The 17,789-nt window shown below is 63.7% G+C and carries 15 protein-coding genes; 11 read left to right on the forward strand and 4 right to left on the reverse strand.

What is annotated here, in order from left to right:
• Positions 1–289 precede the first annotated feature (289 nt).
• A complete protein-coding gene (locus N5C28_RS19635; protein WP_279824890.1) occupies positions 290–451 on the forward strand; it encodes a hypothetical protein in 162 nt (53 codons plus the stop codon).
• A gap of 34 nt (positions 452–485) precedes the next feature.
• Here N5C28_RS19635 and moaE read toward each other — a convergent pair whose 3' ends face one another.
• The 4 genes from moaE to N5C28_RS19655 form a co-directional block, all read right to left on the reverse strand.
• Positions 486–941 (reverse strand): molybdopterin synthase catalytic subunit MoaE, encoded by a 456-nt coding sequence (gene moaE, locus N5C28_RS19640; protein ID WP_279824892.1) that lies wholly within the window; start codon positions 939–941, stop codon positions 486–488.
• 2 nt (positions 942–943) lie between these two features.
• Positions 944–1,192, reverse strand: coding sequence for a molybdopterin converting factor subunit 1 (gene moaD / locus N5C28_RS19645; RefSeq protein WP_279824894.1), 249 nt, complete (start codon positions 1,190–1,192; stop codon positions 944–946).
• On the reverse strand, positions 1,189–1,665 hold the full coding sequence (gene moaC, locus N5C28_RS19650) for a cyclic pyranopterin monophosphate synthase MoaC (RefSeq protein ID WP_279824895.1): 477 nt from the start codon (positions 1,663–1,665) through the stop codon (positions 1,189–1,191). Before moaC ends, moaD begins: the two co-directional genes overlap by 4 nt.
• Before the next feature lie 124 nt (positions 1,666–1,789).
• Positions 1,790–3,181, reverse strand: a complete 1,392-nt coding sequence (locus tag N5C28_RS19655; RefSeq protein WP_279824896.1) for a PhoH family protein — start codon at positions 3,179–3,181, stop codon at positions 1,790–1,792.
• Between the two features lie 468 nt (positions 3,182–3,649).
• Between N5C28_RS19655 and yaaA the strand changes: the two genes are divergently transcribed.
• From yaaA to N5C28_RS19705, 10 genes are all read left to right on the forward strand, one after another.
• Positions 3,650–4,429, forward strand: a complete 780-nt coding sequence (gene yaaA / locus N5C28_RS19660) for a peroxide stress protein YaaA (RefSeq protein ID WP_279824898.1) — start codon at positions 3,650–3,652, stop codon at positions 4,427–4,429.
• A gap of 624 nt (positions 4,430–5,053) precedes the next feature.
• Positions 5,054–6,364 carry a GDP-mannose 6-dehydrogenase gene (gene algD, locus N5C28_RS19665; RefSeq protein WP_279824899.1) on the forward strand — a complete coding sequence of 437 codons (1,311 nt, stop codon included), beginning with the start codon at positions 5,054–5,056 and terminating at the stop codon, positions 6,362–6,364.
• 101 nt (positions 6,365–6,465) lie between these two features.
• Positions 6,466–7,947, forward strand: coding sequence for a mannuronan synthase (gene alg8, locus N5C28_RS19670; RefSeq protein WP_279824901.1), 1,482 nt, complete (start codon positions 6,466–6,468; stop codon positions 7,945–7,947).
• A 43-nt stretch (positions 7,948–7,990) separates the two neighbouring features.
• Positions 7,991–9,157, forward strand: a complete 1,167-nt coding sequence (locus tag N5C28_RS19675; RefSeq protein WP_279824902.1) for an alginate biosynthesis protein Alg44 — start codon at positions 7,991–7,993, stop codon at positions 9,155–9,157.
• Positions 9,158–9,169: 12 nt separating this feature from the next.
• Positions 9,170–10,537: an alginate biosynthesis TPR repeat lipoprotein AlgK gene (algK, locus tag N5C28_RS19680; RefSeq protein ID WP_279824904.1), complete on the forward strand. Its 1,368-nt coding sequence runs from the start codon at positions 9,170–9,172 to the stop codon at positions 10,535–10,537.
• Between the two features lie 14 nt (positions 10,538–10,551).
• Positions 10,552–12,003, forward strand: coding sequence for an alginate export family protein (locus N5C28_RS19685; RefSeq protein ID WP_279824946.1), 1,452 nt, complete (start codon positions 10,552–10,554; stop codon positions 12,001–12,003).
• 10 nt (positions 12,004–12,013) lie between these two features.
• Positions 12,014–13,594, forward strand: a complete 1,581-nt coding sequence (gene algG / locus N5C28_RS19690) for a mannuronan 5-epimerase AlgG (RefSeq protein ID WP_279824906.1) — start codon at positions 12,014–12,016, stop codon at positions 13,592–13,594.
• Positions 13,595–13,634: 40 nt separating this feature from the next.
• Positions 13,635–15,035: an alginate O-acetyltransferase gene (locus tag N5C28_RS19695; protein WP_279824947.1), complete on the forward strand. Its 1,401-nt coding sequence runs from the start codon at positions 13,635–13,637 to the stop codon at positions 15,033–15,035.
• Between the two features lie 17 nt (positions 15,036–15,052).
• Complete coding sequence (locus N5C28_RS19700; protein WP_279824907.1) at positions 15,053–16,153, forward strand: mannuronate-specific alginate lyase; 1,101 nt, start codon at positions 15,053–15,055, stop codon at positions 16,151–16,153.
• 136 nt (positions 16,154–16,289) lie between these two features.
• A complete protein-coding gene (locus tag N5C28_RS19705; RefSeq protein ID WP_279824908.1) occupies positions 16,290–17,780 on the forward strand; it encodes an MBOAT family protein in 1,491 nt (496 codons plus the stop codon).
• Positions 17,781–17,789: the final 9 nt, after the last annotated feature.

Consider the following 17,789-nt stretch of genomic DNA (forward strand, 5'->3'; position numbering starts at 1 on the left):
GCACGCAAAGGCCATGCGGGAGGATCGGCACGGCCCCGACGACACGACCGTCAGTCATCGGTGCGAAGCGAAGGGGCAGTCGATGAAGTGTGGCCACAAACCAGGCGTATCGAAATGGCACGGTCTGGATTACAGAATTCCAGTTTATGGAATTGACCGTACAGCGCCCGGCCGCTCTGGCATGCGCCTTTGGCCGCGTCATCAGGCGGTTGTTTGTTGCCCCAGATCAAACACGGGTGCCGACCAGCGACTAGACTGTCCTTGAGCGCTGCACAGAGGGAGAGACGCCATGGACCCCGACCACCTGATGCTGATGCTGTTGATCTGCGGCTTTCTGTTGCTGGGGATCGGCTTCAACTACCGCGAGCACGAATGGGGAATACGGGTGATCGGCGTGGGCACACTACTGATGCTGGCTCCGATCGTCCTGGGCGTGCACCTGGCCCTGTAGAACGATCGGCCGGCAACAGGGCCAAGGACAGGCGCTAGGGTTGTTTCCAGCGATCAGCGGCCTGCTGGTCGCTGCAGCGCCCTTCGACCCAGCGTGGCCCTTCGCTGGTGTCTTCCTTCTTCCAGAACGGCGCCCGGGTCTTCAGGTAGTCCATGACGAACGCGCAGGCGTCGAAGGCGGCCTGGCGGTGAGCACTGGCGGTGCCGACGAAGACGATCGGCTCGCCCGGCTCCAGGCGGCCAACGCGGTGAATGACTTCGATCGACAGCAGCGGCCAGCGCTGTTCGGCCTCCGCGGCGATCTTGACCAGGGCCTTCTCGGTCATGCCGGGAAAGTGTTCGAGGAACATCCCGCCCACGTCTCGCCCGTCGTTGAAATCCCGCACGTAGCCGATGAAGCTGACCACCGCGCCCACGCCCACGTTCTGCGCATGGACGGCGTTGGTTTCCACGCCCGGATCGAAGGCCTCGGCCTGCACGCGAATGGCCATGTTCAGCCCCCGGTGACCGTGGGGAAGAAGGCGACTTCATCGCCTGCGGCCAGCGGCTCGTCCAGGCTGCACAGCTCCTGGTTGCGGGCGCACATCAGGTTCTGTTCGGCCAGCACTTCCCACACCCCGCCACGAGCCAGCAGGTGCTGGCGCAGGGCATCGAGGGTGGCAAAGGACTGGCTGTCGCTGATCTGTTCGCCATCCAGGCCCAGGGCCTCGCGGTAACGGGCGAAATACTGCACGCGAATCATGCCTGCTCCTCCGCCACGAAGTGGCCGCTCTTGCCGCCGAGCTTCTCCAGAAGCCGCACACCCTCGATGGTCATGCCCCGGTCCACGGCCTTGCACATGTCATAGATGGTCAGGGCGGCGACGCTGGCGGCGGTCAGCGCTTCCATTTCCACGCCGGTCTGCCCGGTCAGCTTGCAGCGGGCCTGGATGCGCACGGCGTCGGTGCCCTCGGCCACCAGTTCGACCTTGACGCTGGTGAGCATCAGCGGGTGGCACAGCGGGATCAGGTCGGAGGTTTTCTTGGCCGCCTGGATGCCGGCGATGCGCGCCACGGCGAAGACATCACCCTTGGGGTGTTCACCCTCGACGATCATGCTCAGGGTCTGCGGGCGCATGCGCACGCGCGCTTCGGCGGTCGCCTCACGGACGGTCAGCGCTTTGTCGCTGACATCGACCATGTTGGCGCGGCCTTGGGAATCGAGATGGGTCAACACAGGGTCTGCTCCGGACGGATATCGGGTCGATTGTAAACCCGGCAGTCAGGTTCCGGCACCTGCAATCGGCCACGCCCTTCACGCAGGCGGCCTGCGCCTGCGGAAAGGAACGACCGGAGGGACGTTACATGTGGGTTTCCGCGTACTCCGCGAGAATCGAGCGCGGCACCCCTTGCAGGGTGATGTGCACGCCGTGGGGGAAGTCCTTGAAGCGCTCGGTGAGGTAGGTCAGGCCCGAACTGGGGGCCGACAGGTAGGGGGTATCGATCTGCGCCAGGTTACCCAGGCACACCACCTTGGAGCCGGTGCCGGCGCGGGTGATGATGGTTTTCATCTGGTGCGGCGTGAGGTTCTGGCATTCGTCGATGAGGATCAGGCTCTGCTGGAAGCTGCGGCCGCGGATGTAGTTCAGCGATTTGAACTGCAACGGCACCTTCTGCAGGATGTAGTCGACGCTGCCGTGGGTGTTTTCATCGTCCATGTGCAACGCTTCGAGGTTGTCGGTGATCGCGCCAAGCCAGGGCTCCATCTTCTCCGCCTCGGTGCCGGGCAGGAAGCCGATTTCCTGGTCCAGCCCCTGCACGCTGCGGGTGGCGATGATGCGCCGGTAGCGTTTGCTGACCATGGTCTGCTCGATGGCCGCTGCCAGCGCCAGGATGGTCTTGCCCGAGCCCGCCGCGCCCGACAGGTTGACCAGGTGGATGTCCGGGTCCATCAGGGCGAACAGCGCCAGCGCCTGGTAGATGTCCCGTGGGCGCAGGCCCCAGGCTTCCTGGTGCAGGAGCGGTTCCTGGTGCAGGTCGAGGATCAGCATCTCGCCGTCCTTGATGCCCTTGATCCAGCCGACGAAGCCCTGCTCGTCGATGATGAACTCGTTGACGTGCACCGCCGGCAGGTTGTCGGTCAGTTGCACGCGGTGCCAGGTGCGACCGTGGTCCTGGCGGGTCTCGACCTTGCTCACGCGGTCCCAGAAGGAGCCGCCCATGTTGTGGTAGCCCTGGGACAGCAGGGACACGTCGTCGACCAGCTGGTCGGTGTGGTAATCCTCCGATTCGATGCCGCAGGCCCGCGCCTTCAGGCGCATGTTGATGTCCTTGGTCACCAGCACCACGTCCAGCCCCGGACGGCGCGATTTCAGCTCCACCAGCTGGTTGATGATCTTGTTGTCGTTGAGGTCTTCCGGCAGCCAGGTGATCGGGGCTGCGCTCTTGCTCATGAGGATCGAGAGAAACCCGCAGGGCCCGCTTTTCTCCCGCTGGATCGGTACGCCGTGCTCCACGTCTTCCGGTGATGCGCCCCCGAGGATCTTGTCGATCAGACGAATGGCCTGGCGGCATTCGGCTGCCACGCCTTGCTTGCCGGTCTTGAGCTTGTCCAGTTCCTCCAGCACCGTCATCGGGATCGCGACGTGGTGCTCTTCGAAGTTCAACAACGCATTGGGGTCGTGGATCAGGACATTGGTGTCGAGGGCATACAGGGTTGGAGCGGTGGGCTTGGAGCGTCCGTGGTCATCCATACTCGGTCACCTTCTTTTAGGAGCCAGGCGACGGAATGCCAGAGCAGCGCTCCGCCGCGGGGGGCCGCCGTCCTCTCAGGCGGGGCTGAGAAGGTGCAAGCAAGGTGAGGGCCAATGGCCGCCACCTGTCTGCAGGGTTCGGCGGTCTCAAGGTCTTAGATACTCCAAAAAACATGACAGTCGAATGTTTTTTTCATTGCTGGCGGGTTTATTTGTCGCCTCGACGAATAGCGCTTGGCGACCTGCCTGGACCCCGCTAAAGTTCGAAGTCCTACCGGCCTGTCACATGCCTGAAATACCCCCGTCTCATCCCCTGTTCCCTGCCCTGTAACCGTGCATCTGCTTGTTCGTAGCGCCCACCTGCAGCGCCGCATGGTGCCCCATTCAAGAGAATCCATCGCCTCGATAGCTGGAGCCCGCCCCACCGCTCGGCCTAGAATCGCGCCCAGACTTTCAGGAGCAGACGTTATGCTGATGGTGATTTCCCCGGCCAAGACCCTCGACTACGAGACGCCGCCGGCGACCACGCGCTACACCCAACCCGAACACCTCGACCATGCCCAGGACCTGATCGCCCAGCTGCGCGACTTCAGCCCGGCGCAGATCGCCGACCTGATGGGCCTGTCCGACAAGCTGGCGGGGCTGAACGCCGCACGCTTCGGCAGCTGGAGCCCGACCTTCACCCCGGACAACGCCAAGCAGGCCCTGCTGGCCTTCAAGGGGGATGTCTACACCGGGCTGGATGCCGAATCGTTCGACGAGGCGGATTTCGACTTCGCCCAGAAGCACCTGCGCATGCTGTCGGGCCTGTATGGCGTGCTGCGCCCGCTGGACCTGATGCAGCCCTACCGCCTGGAGATGGGCACCAAGCTGAGCAACCCGCGGGGCAAGGACCTGTATGCGTTCTGGGGCGAGCGCATCAGCGGCTGGCTCAACCAGGCGCTGGCGGATCAGGGCGACGACGTGCTGCTGAACCTCGCCTCCAACGAATACTTCGGTGCGGTAAAGCGCAAGGCGCTCGACGCCCGCATCATCGACACCGAATTCAGGGACCTGAAGAACGGCCAGTACAAGATCATCAGCTTCTACGCCAAGAAGGCGCGCGGCCTGATGGCCCGCTACGTGATCAAGGAACGTCTCACCGACCCGCAGGGCCTGAAAGACTTCACTTACCAGGGCTACCGCTACTCGGCCGAGCAGTCCACGCCCGACAACCTGGTATTCCTGCGCGACACCCCGCAGAACTGATTCTCCCTCCCCGTTCGGGTCGCCAACCAGGCGGCCCGCCACTCATGCACCCCCGTTATACCCCTTTGCACACCCGTTCAAACCTTACTTAAGTTCAGTGGTTCACATCGACAATAAATCGATGGAACTTTTAGCACTATTTATATATCGCGTTTCCCCCCGACGAAGGCGATGGCACCGTGCAACTGCCAAAGCCAAACGGCATATTCATACTTTGAAAAAAAGAGGACGAACGGTAGGAACTATCAGAAATTCCCCACACTCTTACCCCCCGTAACACATTTCTTCACGCCTTGTTCTGCGTGATATCAAACTGCCCAAGTTATCGGACTCCGTGCCGTGGGCGAAGTGTTACCCGAATAAAAGTGATCGTTGAACTAGCAGGAGAACTTGCAACACCAGACATGGACTAGACCACACGAGCCAGAACCGCTTCGGTTGACAGGCTCGCTGACTTCCCAGGGCATGCAGCACATAAAAAGCCCACTTATGGCACCTCACAGGGATGCCCACTAACACTCATGCCTTGATTAACCAATTCGTTATCAGCGAATTGAGTTAAACGAACAACTGTGGCCATAACGCCACTACTTATTGCGCAATTATACGGACGAGGTGAATGCGATGCGAATCAGCATCTTTGGTTTGGGTTACGTAGGCGCAGTCTGTGCCGGATGTTTGTCGGCACGCGGCCATGAAGTGGTTGGCGTTGATATATCCGCAACCAAGATCGACCTGATCAATAAAGGCAAATCGCCCATTGTCGAACCAGGTCTAGAAGAATTGCTGCAGCTCGGTCTGAGCACCGGTCGCCTGCGCGGAACCACCGATGTGGCCGCCGCCGTACGCGATACCGATGTGTCGTTCATCTGCGTCGGTACGCCGAGCAAGAAGAACGGTGACCTGGAGCTGGACTACATCGAAGGCGTGTGCCGCGAGATCGGCATGGCGCTGCGCGACAAGTCCGAACGCCACACCGTCGTCGTGCGCAGCACCGTGCTGCCGGGCACCGCGAAGAACGTGGTGATCCCGATCCTGGAAGACTGCTCGGGCAAGAAGGCCGGCGCCGACTTCGGCGTGGCGGTCAACCCGGAATTCCTGCGCGAAAGCACCGCGATCAAGGACTACGACTTCCCGCCGATGACCGTCATCGGTGAGCTGGACAAAGCCTCCGGCGACGTGCTGGAAAGCATCTACAGCGAACTCGATGCGCCGATCATCCGCAAGGACATCGATGTCGCCGAGATGATCAAGTACACCTGCAACGTCTGGCACGCCGCCAAGGTCACCTTCGCCAACGAAATCGGCAACATCGCCAAGGCGGTGGGTGTGGACGGTCGCGAAGTGATGGACGTGATCTGCCAGGACCACAAGCTCAACCTCTCCAAGTACTACATGAAGCCCGGCTTCGCCTTCGGCGGTTCCTGCCTGCCCAAGGACGTGCGCGCCCTCTCCTACCGCGCCAGCTCGCTGGACGTGGAAGCGCCGCTGATCGGCTCGCTGATGCGCAGCAACACCGCCCAGGTGCAGAAGGCCTTCGACATCATCTCCCGCCACGACACCCGCAAGGTCGCCCTGCTCGGTCTGAGCTTCAAGGCCGGCACCGATGACCTGCGCGAAAGCCCGCTGGTGGAACTGGCCGAGATGCTGATCGGCAAGGGCTACGACCTGAGCATCTACGACCGCAACGTCGAGTACGCCCGCGTCCATGGCGCCAACAAGGACTACATCGAATCGAAGATTCCCCATGTGTCCTCGCTGCTCAACAGCGACTTCGACGCGGTGATCGACAACGCCGACATCATCGTGCTCGGCAATAACGACGAGCACTTCGCACCACTGGCCCAGCGTGCCCCGGAAGGCAAGCAGGTGGTGGACCTGGTCGGCTTCATGCCAACGGCCTCCCGCACGGGCGCCGAAGGCATCTGCTGGTAACTCGCCACCCGGCGATTGGCTAGCCAGTTGGATCACATCACGGGCAGGTGGCCCCCCGCTGCCTGCTCGTGATGTGCCACCGGAAAAAGATGGATATGCATATGGACAAGCTGAAGACCGGTCTCAACGAGGCCGCAGGCTGGCTGTTATACCTGTCACTGCTGATGCTGCTTGCACTGGCATTGCCCAGGAGCGTCTTCGACCCGGAATCGAAGCACTTCCTCCTGCTCATCGGCATCGTCGGCATCTGGCGTTACTCCATGGGTGCCCTGCACTTCGTGCGTGGCACCATCTTCTTGTACCTGGTGTTCCCCTATTACCGGCGCAAGATCAGAAAACTCGGCAAGGATGCCGACCCCTCTCACGTGTTCCTGCTGGTCACCAGCTTCCGCATCGACGCCCTGACCACCGCGATGGTCTACCGCTCGGTGATCCGCGAAGCGGTCGAGTGTGGCTACCCCGCCACCGTGGTCTGCTCCATCGTCGAGCTGTCCGATGAGCTGCTGATCAAGAACCTCTGGGCCCAGGCCAGCCCGCCCGAACACATCAAGCTCGACTTCGTGCGCATTCCCGGCACCGGCAAGCGCGACGGCCTGGCCTATGGCTTCCGCGCCATTTCCCGGCAGATGCCCGACAACGACGCGGTGGTCGCGGTGGTCGACGGCGACACCGTGCTCGGCGAGGGCGTGGTGCGCAAGACCGTGCCGTGGTTCAAGCTGTTCCCCAACGTCGGCGGCCTGACCACCAACGAGTACTGCGAAGTGCGCGGCGGCTACATCATGAGCGAGTGGCACAAGCTGCGCTTCGCCCAGCGCCATCTCAACATGTGCTCCATGGCCCTGAGCAAGCGCGTGCTGACCATGACCGGCCGCATGTCGGTGTTCCGTGCCCAGGTGGTGACCGACCCCGGTTTCATCACCGACGTGGAAAGCGACCACCTGGAACACTGGCGCCTGGGGCGCTTCCAGTTCCTCACCGGCGACGACAAGTCCAGCTGGTACAGCCTGATGCGCCTGGGCTACGACACCTTCTACGTGCCGGACGCGGCGATCAACACGGTCGAGCACCCGCCGGAGAAGAGCTTCATCAAGGCCAGCCGCAAGCTGATGTTCCGCTGGTACGGCAACAACCTGCGGCAGAACTCCCGGGCCCTGGGCCTGGGGATGCAGCGCCTGGGTCTGTTCACCAGCGTGGTGCTGTTCGACCAGCGCGTGTCGATGTGGACCAGCCTGCTGGGCCTGACCGTGGCGATCATCGCCAGCATCAAGTACAGCATGGCGTTCATCCTGATCTACCTGCTGTGGATCGGCATCACCCGCCTGATCCTGACCCTGCTGCTGAGCGTCAGCGGCCACCGCATCGGCCCGGCCTACCCGGCCATTCTCTATTACAACCAGATCGTCGGCGCGATGGTGAAGATCTACGTGTTCTTCCGCCTCGACCAGCAGTCCTGGACGCGCCAGAACACCAAACTCGACCGGGGCCTGCACAGCTTCCAGCGCTGGTTCAACACCTGGTCTTCCCGTGCCATGACTTTTACTGCCACCAGCGTATTCATCGCCACGCTCATGGCGTTGGTGTAACCGGCACCACCCCGGAACCTAACTCGAACAGGAATTTGCAGATATGAACACAGCCGTGAACGTCAACGTGGTCCATGAATCCGAAGCCCAACGCCAGCACGCCCGCGTGAAGATTCCGTCGCTGCTGCGCTACCTCGGCAAGAACCGTGAGCGCGTGGAAGTGCGCATCCTCGACCTCTCCGCTGGCGGCTTCAGCTACAGCGGCGAAGGCCATGCGGCGAAGGTCGGCGACTACCACAAGGGCCGCCTGCAGTTTCAACTGGACAGCCTGGACCTGGGCATCGATGTCGAATTCCAGGTGCGCTCGATCGACCCGCAGAGCAAGCGCATCGGTTGCCAGTTCCACAACCTCAAGCCACGCGAACAGGCCACCCTGCGCTACCTGATCAGCGCCCACCTGGGCGGCGAACTGGTCAGCGTCGGCGACCTGCTCAACACCCTGCAGCGGGAAAACTTCACCAAGCCGCGCAAGAACGGCAACGGCGGCTCCGGCATGGGCCCGCTGGGCCGCCTGCGCGCCGTGAGCTTCAGCCTGGCGCTGTTCCTGGTCGGCCTAGCGGCCTTCGGCTACATCTTCAAGTCGCTGTACGGCCTGTACTTCGTCACCCACGCCGAGTCCGGCCTGGTGAACGTGCCGAGCATGCAGGTCACCATGCCCCGTGAAGGCACCGTGCAGAGCCTGGTCACCCCGGAAGGCAACATCGAGAAAGGCGCGCCGATCGCCTCCTTCTCCGCCACCATGCTGGAAATGCTCAAGGGCCACCTGAGCGACGAACAGCTGACCCCGGCCAACATCGAAGAGCTGTTCGGCAAGCAGATGAAGGGCACCCTGACCAGCCCGTGCAACTGCAAGATCGCCCGCCAGCTCGTCGCCGACGGCCAGTTCGCCAGCAAGGGCGACGTGATCTTCGAACTGGTGCCCCAGGACACCCTGGCCACCGTCACCGCCAGCTTCCCGTACCGCAACTTCGCCCAGGCCCGCCCGGGTACCCGCGTGAGCTTCTGGGTCGCCGGTGAAGACACCCCGCGCTACGGCAAGATCGTCAGCACCAGCCTGCACCAGGGCGGCCTGTCGTCCGACATCCGTGCCGAAATCCAGCCGGAATCCACCCTGCCGAGCACCCTCGCCGGCCAGCCGGTGGAAGTGATCATCGACCGTGGCCCGTCGTTCGACTGGATGATCGACAAGGCCATGGCGGCCGGTTTCTAAGGAGGACGCCGCGTGGTGAACCGACATTCACACCTGTTGCTGCTGACCGCGGCCGTGCTCGCCGGCTGTGCCGGCCTGCCCGACCAGCGCCTGGCCAACGAAGCGCTGAAGCGCGGTGATACCCAGACCGCCGAGCAGCATTTCCGCCAGCTGGCCGACCTGGGCTACGTCAATGCCCAGATCGGCCTGGCCGACCTGCACCTGGCCAATGGCACACCGGAAGACCTGGAGAAGGCCGAGAAGACCTACCGCGCCGCGCTCGACGAATCGCCGCGGGCCCAGGCCCGGCTCGGCAAGCTGCTGGCGCGCAAGCCCACCAGCAGCGTGGCCGAGCGCCAGGAAGCCGCCCAGTTGCTCAACGATGCATTCACCGCCGGCGAGCCGAGCAGCCTGCTGCCGCTGGTGATGCTCTACCTGCAATACCCACAGGACTTTCCCGGTATGAACGTACAGCAACGTATTTCAACCTGGCGCCAGCAGGGTCATTCCCAGGCCGAGCTGGCACAAATCCTCTTCTACCGCACCCAGGGCACCTACGATCAGCACCTGGGCGAGATCGAACGCATCTGCCAGGACCTGATCACCGAGGCCGACGTCTGCTACGTCGAGCTGGCCACCGTGTACCAGAAGCAAGGCCAGGCCGATAAGCAACAGGCCCTGATCGAGCGCCTGATGGCCGGCTACCGCAACGGCTCCGTGCCGCCCCAGCGGGTCGACGCCGTGGCCCTGGTGCTGGCCGACTCCGAGCTGGGCAAGCCGGACGAGAGCAAGGCCCAGGAAATGCTCGAAACCATCGCGCCGAACTACCCGGCCGCCTGGGTCAGCCTCGCCCGCCTGCTCTACGACTACCCGGGCCTGGGTGACCGCGAGACCATGATGACCTACCTGGACAACGGTCGCGCCGCCGCCCTGCCCCGCGCCGAGCTGCTGCTCGGCCGCCTGTACTACGAAGGCAAGCTGATCCCCCAGGACCCGCAGAAAGCCGAAGAACACCTGCGCAAGGCCGCCCCCAGCGAGCCCAGCGCCAACTACTTCCTGGGCCAGATCTACCTGCGCGGCTACCTCGGCGACATCTACCCGCAGCAGGCCCTGGACCACCTGCTCAGCGCCGCCCGGGCCGGCATGATCAACGCCGACATGGCCCTCGCGCAGATGTTCTCCCAGGGCAAGGGTATCCAGCCCGACCTGGCCAGCGCCTATGTGTTCAGCCAACTGGCACTGCCCAAGGACACCCCGCAGACCTACGAGCTGGCGCAGGAAATCAATGACCGCCTGCCGCCGACCGAGCGCCTGAAGGCCGAACGCATGCTGCGCGAAGAACGCCAGTTGCGCGGCAACGCCTGGCAGGACTCCGCCCCGATGCAGGCACAGCTGCCATGAAGAAAGGACAATCGATGACCCTCAACCGGATCACCGCAGGCCTCGGCCTGAGCATGTCGCTGCTGTCGGCCTCCTCGGTCTGGGCCGTGCAGATGAGCGACGACAACTTCGGCGTCGACATCAAGATCACCGCCCAGTCCGAAGACGACCGCGACCTCGGCACCCAGGGTGGTGGCGACGTCAGCGGTATCGGCCTGGACGTCCGCCCCTGGGTCTACGGCGAGCGTGGCAACTGGAGCGCCTTCGCCATGGGCCAGGCGGTCACCGCCACCGACATCGTGGAAACCGACACCCTGCAGGACAACGATGAGTCCGAAGGCACCGGCACCAGCCGCAACGATGCCCGCGAGCCCGACAAGAGCTACCTGGCGATGCGCGAGTTCTGGGTCGACTACCGCGGCCTGACCGCCTACCCCGGCGAACACCTGCGCTTCGGCCGCCAGCGCGTGCGCAGCGACGAAGGCACCTGGTGGGACACCAACATCGAGGCCCTGCGCTGGAGTTTCGACACCACCCTGCTGCGTGCCCACGCCGGCGTTGCCGAACGCTTCTCCGAATACCGCACCGACCTGGACGAGCTGGCCCCGGAAGACGAAGACCGCCAGCACTTCTTCGGTGACATCTCGACCCAGTGGACCCCCGGTCACTGGGTCGGCATCAAGGCGCACCACAGCCGCGACAACGGCGACCTGGCCAACCCTGGCGAAGCCATCGACGAGATGGACAAGCGCTACACCGGCGACCTGACCTGGCTCGGCATCAATGCCGACGGCGACTTCTTCAACCACCGTTCCGAGCGTCCGCTGAACTACTGGGCGCAGGCCACCTGGCTGAACGGCGACATCGACGAGCTGCAACAGACCGTGGTTGGCGACCAGCGCCTGGCCACCGGCTCGCGCGGCGTCGACGTCAACGCCTGGGCCGTGGACCTGGGCCTGCGCTGGAACATCGACGAGAACTGGCGTGTCGGCGGTGCCTACGCCCGTGGCAGCGGCGGTGGCGACGACGACAGTTCCGAGCAGTTCCGCCAGACCGGCCTGGAAAGCAACCGCTCCAACTTCACCGGCACCAACGCGCGCATGCACCGCTTCGGCGAGGCGTTCCGCGGCGAACTCTCCAACCTGCAGGTGGCCACCGCGTTCACCTCCTGGAAGCTGGACGACGACTACGACGCCAGCGTGGTCTACCACCGCTTCTGGCGGGTAGACGACAACCAGGACGTCGGTGACAGCGGCATCGTCGCACCGATGCAGGACGGCGAGAAAGACGTCGGCCAGGAACTCGACCTGGTCGTCACCAAGTACTTCAAGCAGGGCCTGCTGCCGGCTGCCATGGCCGAGAGCATGGACGAGCGCTCGGCCCTGGTGCGTTTCCGCGGCGGCGTGTTCAAGCCCGGCGATGCCTACGGCAGCGGCACCGACTCGCTGATGCACCGTGCCTTCGTCGACTTCATCTGGAGATTCTGAGGACAGCGCCATGAAGGAACAGCCAGATACATTCAAGCAGGGCCTCGGCATCGGATTGCTGTGCGGCGGCGTGCTCCTCGGCTCGCTGCACCTGACGGCCGCCCACGCAGCCGAAAGCGAACCGACCCAGACCCTCAAGGAAGCCAAGACCTACACCGTGACCAGCGCGCCGACCGAGCCGCTGCACCTGGAAGCGCCGACCCTGCCCGACCTGTCCGGCTACACCGCCGAGGCGGTGGAAGCCAAGGTCGACCGCAGCCAGAAAGGCACGGTGGTGGTGCGGCGCATGCTGCAACAGGACGCCCTGAAGGACTTCATCGGCGGTAACGAGCGCCTGCGCGAGTGGGTCAAGCGGCAGAACGGCATGCCCCACGCGATCTTCGTCGAGGGTGGCTACGTCACGCCCGAGGAGCTGGCCGCGCAACTGCCCGACAACCAGTTCGCCGAAGTCGAGCCGGGCGTGTACCTGGCCCGCCTGCCGATCGTCGTTGCCCAGGGCGCGACCCTACAGGTCGGCAAGGACACCAAGGAACTGCGCCTGTCCCAGGAGCGTGGCTCGTTCCTGGTCAACGACGGCATGCTGTTCATCACCGACACCCGCCTGACCGCCTGGCGCGAGGCCGACAACGGCCCCGCCACCTTCCGCGACCCGGACGAGTTCCGCCCGTTCCTGGTGTCCTGGGGCGGCAGCGAGCTGTACATCTCAGGCAGCGTGGTCACCAGCCTCGGCTACAACACCAGCAAGTCCTACGGCGTGAGCATCACCCAGTACACCCCGGGCATGCACGAGCGCCTGAAACGCGAAGAGCCCACCGGCTGGCTGATCGACTCCGAGTTCATCGACCACTGGTACGGCTTCTACTGCTACGAAGCGGCCGACGTGGTGATCAAGGGCAATACCTACCGCGACAACATCGTCTACGGCATCGACCCCCACGACCGTTCCCACGGCCTGATCATCGCCGAGAACATCGTCCACGGGACCAAGAAGAAGCACGGCATCATCATCTCCCGCGAGGTCGACGACAGCTGGATCATCAACAACAAGAGCTACGACAACAAGCTCTCGGGCATCGTCATCGACCGTAACAGCATCAACAACCTGATCGCCTACAACGAGGTCACCCAGAACGAGGCCGACGGCATCACCCTGTACGAAAGCTCGAACAACCTGCTGTGGGGCAACAAGGTGCTGAACAACGCCCGCCACGGCATCCGGGTGCGCAACAGCGTGAACATCCGCCTGTACGAGAACATCTCGGCGGCCAACAACCTGACCGGTGTCTACGGCCACATCAAGGACCTCTCGGACACCGACCGCAACATCGAACTGGACCCCTTCGACACCAAGATCTCAATGATCGTGGTCGGCGGCACCCTGGCAGCCAACGGCTCCAGCCCGCTGTCGATCGACTCGCCGCTGTCCGTCGAACTGTACCGCGTCAACCTGATCGCGCCGACCAAGAGCACCGGCATCAGCTTCGCCGGCGTCCTCGGCGAAAAACAGGAAGAGATCCTCGACCTGATGGTGCGCCGCGACATGGCGGTGCTCATCGACCCCGTCGAAAGCCAGGCCGAACTCCAGGATTGAGGGAACCCACGTGAGCAAACGCAACTTTCATTTCCGTAAACTGGCCCTGGCCACCGCGCTGCTCGGCGCGGGTGCCAGCGGCACTGCCCTGGCCGAGCCGACCTACCAGGTGCAGCGGGTCGGCCCGCTGTGCCCCATCGCCCAGGACCCGGCGCAGTACAACACCAAGTACCTGAGCTTCTTCACCGCCCTGGTGCAGGGCCAGGGTGACTGGCTGTTCCGTACCCGCTACGACCTGCGCACCGATTTCGGCACCACCCCGGCCGGCTACCAGCAGTTCAAGCGCCTGCGCGATGCACTCAAGGCCAAGGGCGTCGAACTGGTCATCGTCTACCAGCCCACCCGTGGCCTGGTGAACCGGGAAAAACTTACCCCCGAGGAAAAGGCCAGCTTCGATTTCGACCTGGCCAAGAAGAACTACCAGAAAGCCATCGAGGGCTTCCGCCAGGCCGGAATCTGGACCACCGACCTGTCGCCGCTGTTCGACGAACAGGGCGTGGACACCGATTACTACTTCCAGGCCGACCACCACTGGACGCCCAAGGGCGCCGACCGCACCGCGGTGCTGGTGGCCGAAACGCTGAAGGAAATCCCTGGCTTCGACGAGATTCCGAAAAAGGAATTCGAAAGCAAGGTGGTCGGCCTGCTGCCCAAGGCCGGCACCCTGCACAAGACGGCGGCCCAGTTCTGCGGCACCACCTACGCCACCCAGTACGTCGAGCGCTACGAGACCGAAGCGGTGGGCGAGGCCAGTTCCGACAGCCTGTTCGGCGACGAGTCCAACCCGCAGATCGCCCTGGTCGGCACCAGTAACAGCGGCCCGGCCTACAACTTCGCCGGCTTCCTGCAGCAGCACACCAGTGCCGACGTGCTCAACCTGGCGGTCCCCGGCGGCGGCTTCGACAGCGCCCTGCTGCAGTACATGAGCAGCCAGGATTTCCACGACAACCCGCCGAAGATCCTGATCTGGGAATTCGCCACCCACTACGACCTGGCCCAGGCCAGCTTCTACCGCCAGGCCGTGCCGCTGGTGAGTAATGGCTGCAAAGACAGTACCGCGGTGATGAAGAACAAGGTCACCCTCAAGCCCGGTGCCAACGAGATCCTGGTCAACGGCGAGAACAGCCAGCTGCGTGACCTGCGCGGCGGCGACTACCAGGTGGACCTGACCTTCAGCGACCCCACCGTGCACGAATCCAAGGCCACCCTCTGGTACCTCAACGGGCGCCGCGAGAACTTCAAGCTCGAGCAGAGCGACCGCGTCGACACCGGCGGGCGCTTCGTCTTCGAGCTGCGCGGCGAGTCTGACTGGCGCGACCTGAACCTGCTCGCCCTGGAAGTCCACAGCCCGGAAGAGATGCCGGCCAACCTCAGCGTCGAAGCGACCCTCTGCAAGCGTCCCGTCGCCGCTGGCAAAGCCCTCACGGCGCAAGCCGACTGACCGCGCAAGGAGATCTTATGAACCGCCATGCCTGGATCCTCGCCCCCTGCCTGCTGGGAAGCACACTGCTCGCCCAACCGTTGCTGGCTGGAAGCCTGGTACCTCCGGCTGGCTACTACGCCGCAGTAGACGTGAAGGACAAGAAGCCGCGCGGTTGCTCCGCGCCGCCCAAGCCCTACACCGCCAAGCTGGAATTTCGCAGCAAATACGAAGGCTCGGACAAGGCCCGGGCCACCCTCAACAAGGACGCGGAGAAAGCCTTCCGTGATGCCACTGCCGATATCACGGAACTCGAGCGCGGGGTGAATCGCCAGGTCATGCGCTACATGCGTGACGGCGACCAGCAACAGCTCGACTGCGCCCTGAACTGGATGAGCACCTGGGCCCAGGCCAACGCCCTGCTCAGCGAGGAGTACAACCACACCGGCAAATCGATCCGCAAATGGGCGCTGGGCAGCCTGTCTTCCGCCTACCTGCGCCTGAAGTTTTCCGAGTCGCGGCCGCTCGCGCCGTACCAGCAGCAGGCCGAACTGATCGAATCCTGGTTCATCAAGATGGCCGAAAGCACTGTGCACGACTGGAGCGATCTGCCGCTGCGCAAGATCAACAACCACAGCTACTGGGCCGCCTGGTCGGTCATGGCCACCGCCGTGGCCACTGATCGCCGCGACCTGTTCGACTGGGCCGTGGAGCAGTTCCGCGTGGCCGCCAACCAGGTCGATGAGGACGGCTACCTGCCCAACGAACTGCGCCGCCGCCACCGCGCCCTGGCGTACCACAACTACGCCCTGCCGCCGCTGGCGATGGTCGCCGCGTTCGCCCAGGCCAACGGTGTCGACCTGCGCGAGGAAAACAACGGCGCCCTCAAGCGCCTGGCCGAGCGGGTGATCGACGGCGTGGAAGACCAGGACGAATTCGTCGACCGCACCGGCGAGAAACAGGACATGGAGGACCTGAAGAAACACACCAAATTCGCCTGGCTCGAACCCTACTGCACCCTCTACGACTGCTCCAACGACGCCGGGGAATACAAGCAGGAAATGGGACCGTTCCAGACCTTCCGCCTCGGCGGTGATGTGAGCCAGGTGTTCAGCCCGAAGAAAGACGGCGACAGCTGAGGCAATACCCGGTGGACGGGCTCGCTCCGTCCACCTTCCCCACCAGGTGGGGACGCGTTAACACCCTCCCCGCTCGCGGGGGGGAAAGGGGGGGCGTGCAAGCCCCGAACGAGTGTCACTCATCGGAGTAATACGGATGGTCTTTTCATCCAATGTGTTCCTGTTTCTGTTTTTGCCGATCTTTCTCGGCCTGTATTACCTGTGCCCGAACCGCTTCCGCAACCTGCTGATCCTGATCGGCAGCTACATCTTCTACGCCTGGTGGCGGGTGGATTTTCTCCTGCTGTTCGCCGCCGTCACCCTGTGGAACTACTGGTTCGGCCTGCGCATACACCGGGCGGAAACTCGCGAGCAGGCACAACGCTGGGTGCTGTGGGGCGTGGTCGGCAACCTGGCGACCCTGGGCTACTTCAAGTACGCCAACTTCGGCATGGAAAACATCAACAAGGTCATGGAGGCCGCCGGTTTCGAGCCCTTCCTGCTGACCCACGTGATCCTGCCGATCGGTATTTCCTTCTACATCTTCCAGTCGATCAGCTACCTGATCGACGTGTACCGCGGTGACACCCAGCCCACCGAAAACCTGATCAACTTCGCCGCCTTCATCGCCCTCTTCCCGCAACTGATCGCCGGTCCGGTGCTGCGCTACAAGGACCTGGCCGACCAGTTCACCGAACGCACCCACAGCGTCGACAAGTTCTCCGAAGGCGCCACCCGCTTCATGCAGGGTTTCGTCAAGAAGGTGTTCATCGCCGACAGCCTGGCGCCCCTGGCCGACTACTGCTTCGCCCTGGAAAACCCCAGCACCGGCGACGCCTGGCTGGGCATCCTGGCCTACACCGCCCAGCTGTACTTCGACTTCTCCGGCTACAGCGACATGGCCATCGGCCTGGGCCTGATGATGGGTTTCCGCTTCATGGAGAACTTCAACCAGCCCTACATCAGCCAGTCGATCACCGAGTTCTGGCGGCGCTGGCACATCAGCCTGTCGACCTGGCTGCGCGACTACCTGTACGTGCCCCTGGGCGGTAACCGCCATGGCACCTTCAACACCTACCGCAACCTGTTCCTGACCATGCTGCTGGGCGGTTTCTGGCACGGCGCCAACTGGACTTTCCTGATCTGGGGCGCCTGGCACGGCATGTGGCTGGCCATCGAACGCGCCCTGGGCGTGAACGCCGCACCGCGCGTGATCAATCCGCTGAAATGGGCCTTCACCTTCTTCCTGGTGATGCTGGGCTGGGTGATCTTCCGCGCCGAGAACCTCGACGTGGCCTGGCGCATGTACAGCGCGATGTTCAGCTTCAACGGCTGGCAGCTGAGCGAGCTGAACGCCGCCGCCATCACCGACCTGCAGATCGCCACCCTGGTGATCGCCTACGCGACCATCGCCTTTTGCGGCCTGCGTCAGTTCTACCGCAACCCGCTGACCACCAAGGCACCGGGCACCGCGGCGATGAACGACAGCGACCTGGTGGCCAGCACCGGCCACGGCAGCGTGGCGGTGGTCCGTCCGATCGAGCACACCCGCTACCTGGTGCGCGCCGCGCTGCTGGTGCTGTTCTGCGCCTCGATCCTCAAGCTCTCGGCGCAGAGCTTCTCGCCCTTCCTGTACTTCCAGTTCTAAGTGAGGCCG

It is taken from the genome of Pseudomonas sp. GD03944 (assembly GCF_029839275.1).
GTDB lineage: Bacteria > Pseudomonadota > Gammaproteobacteria > Pseudomonadales > Pseudomonadaceae > Aquipseudomonas.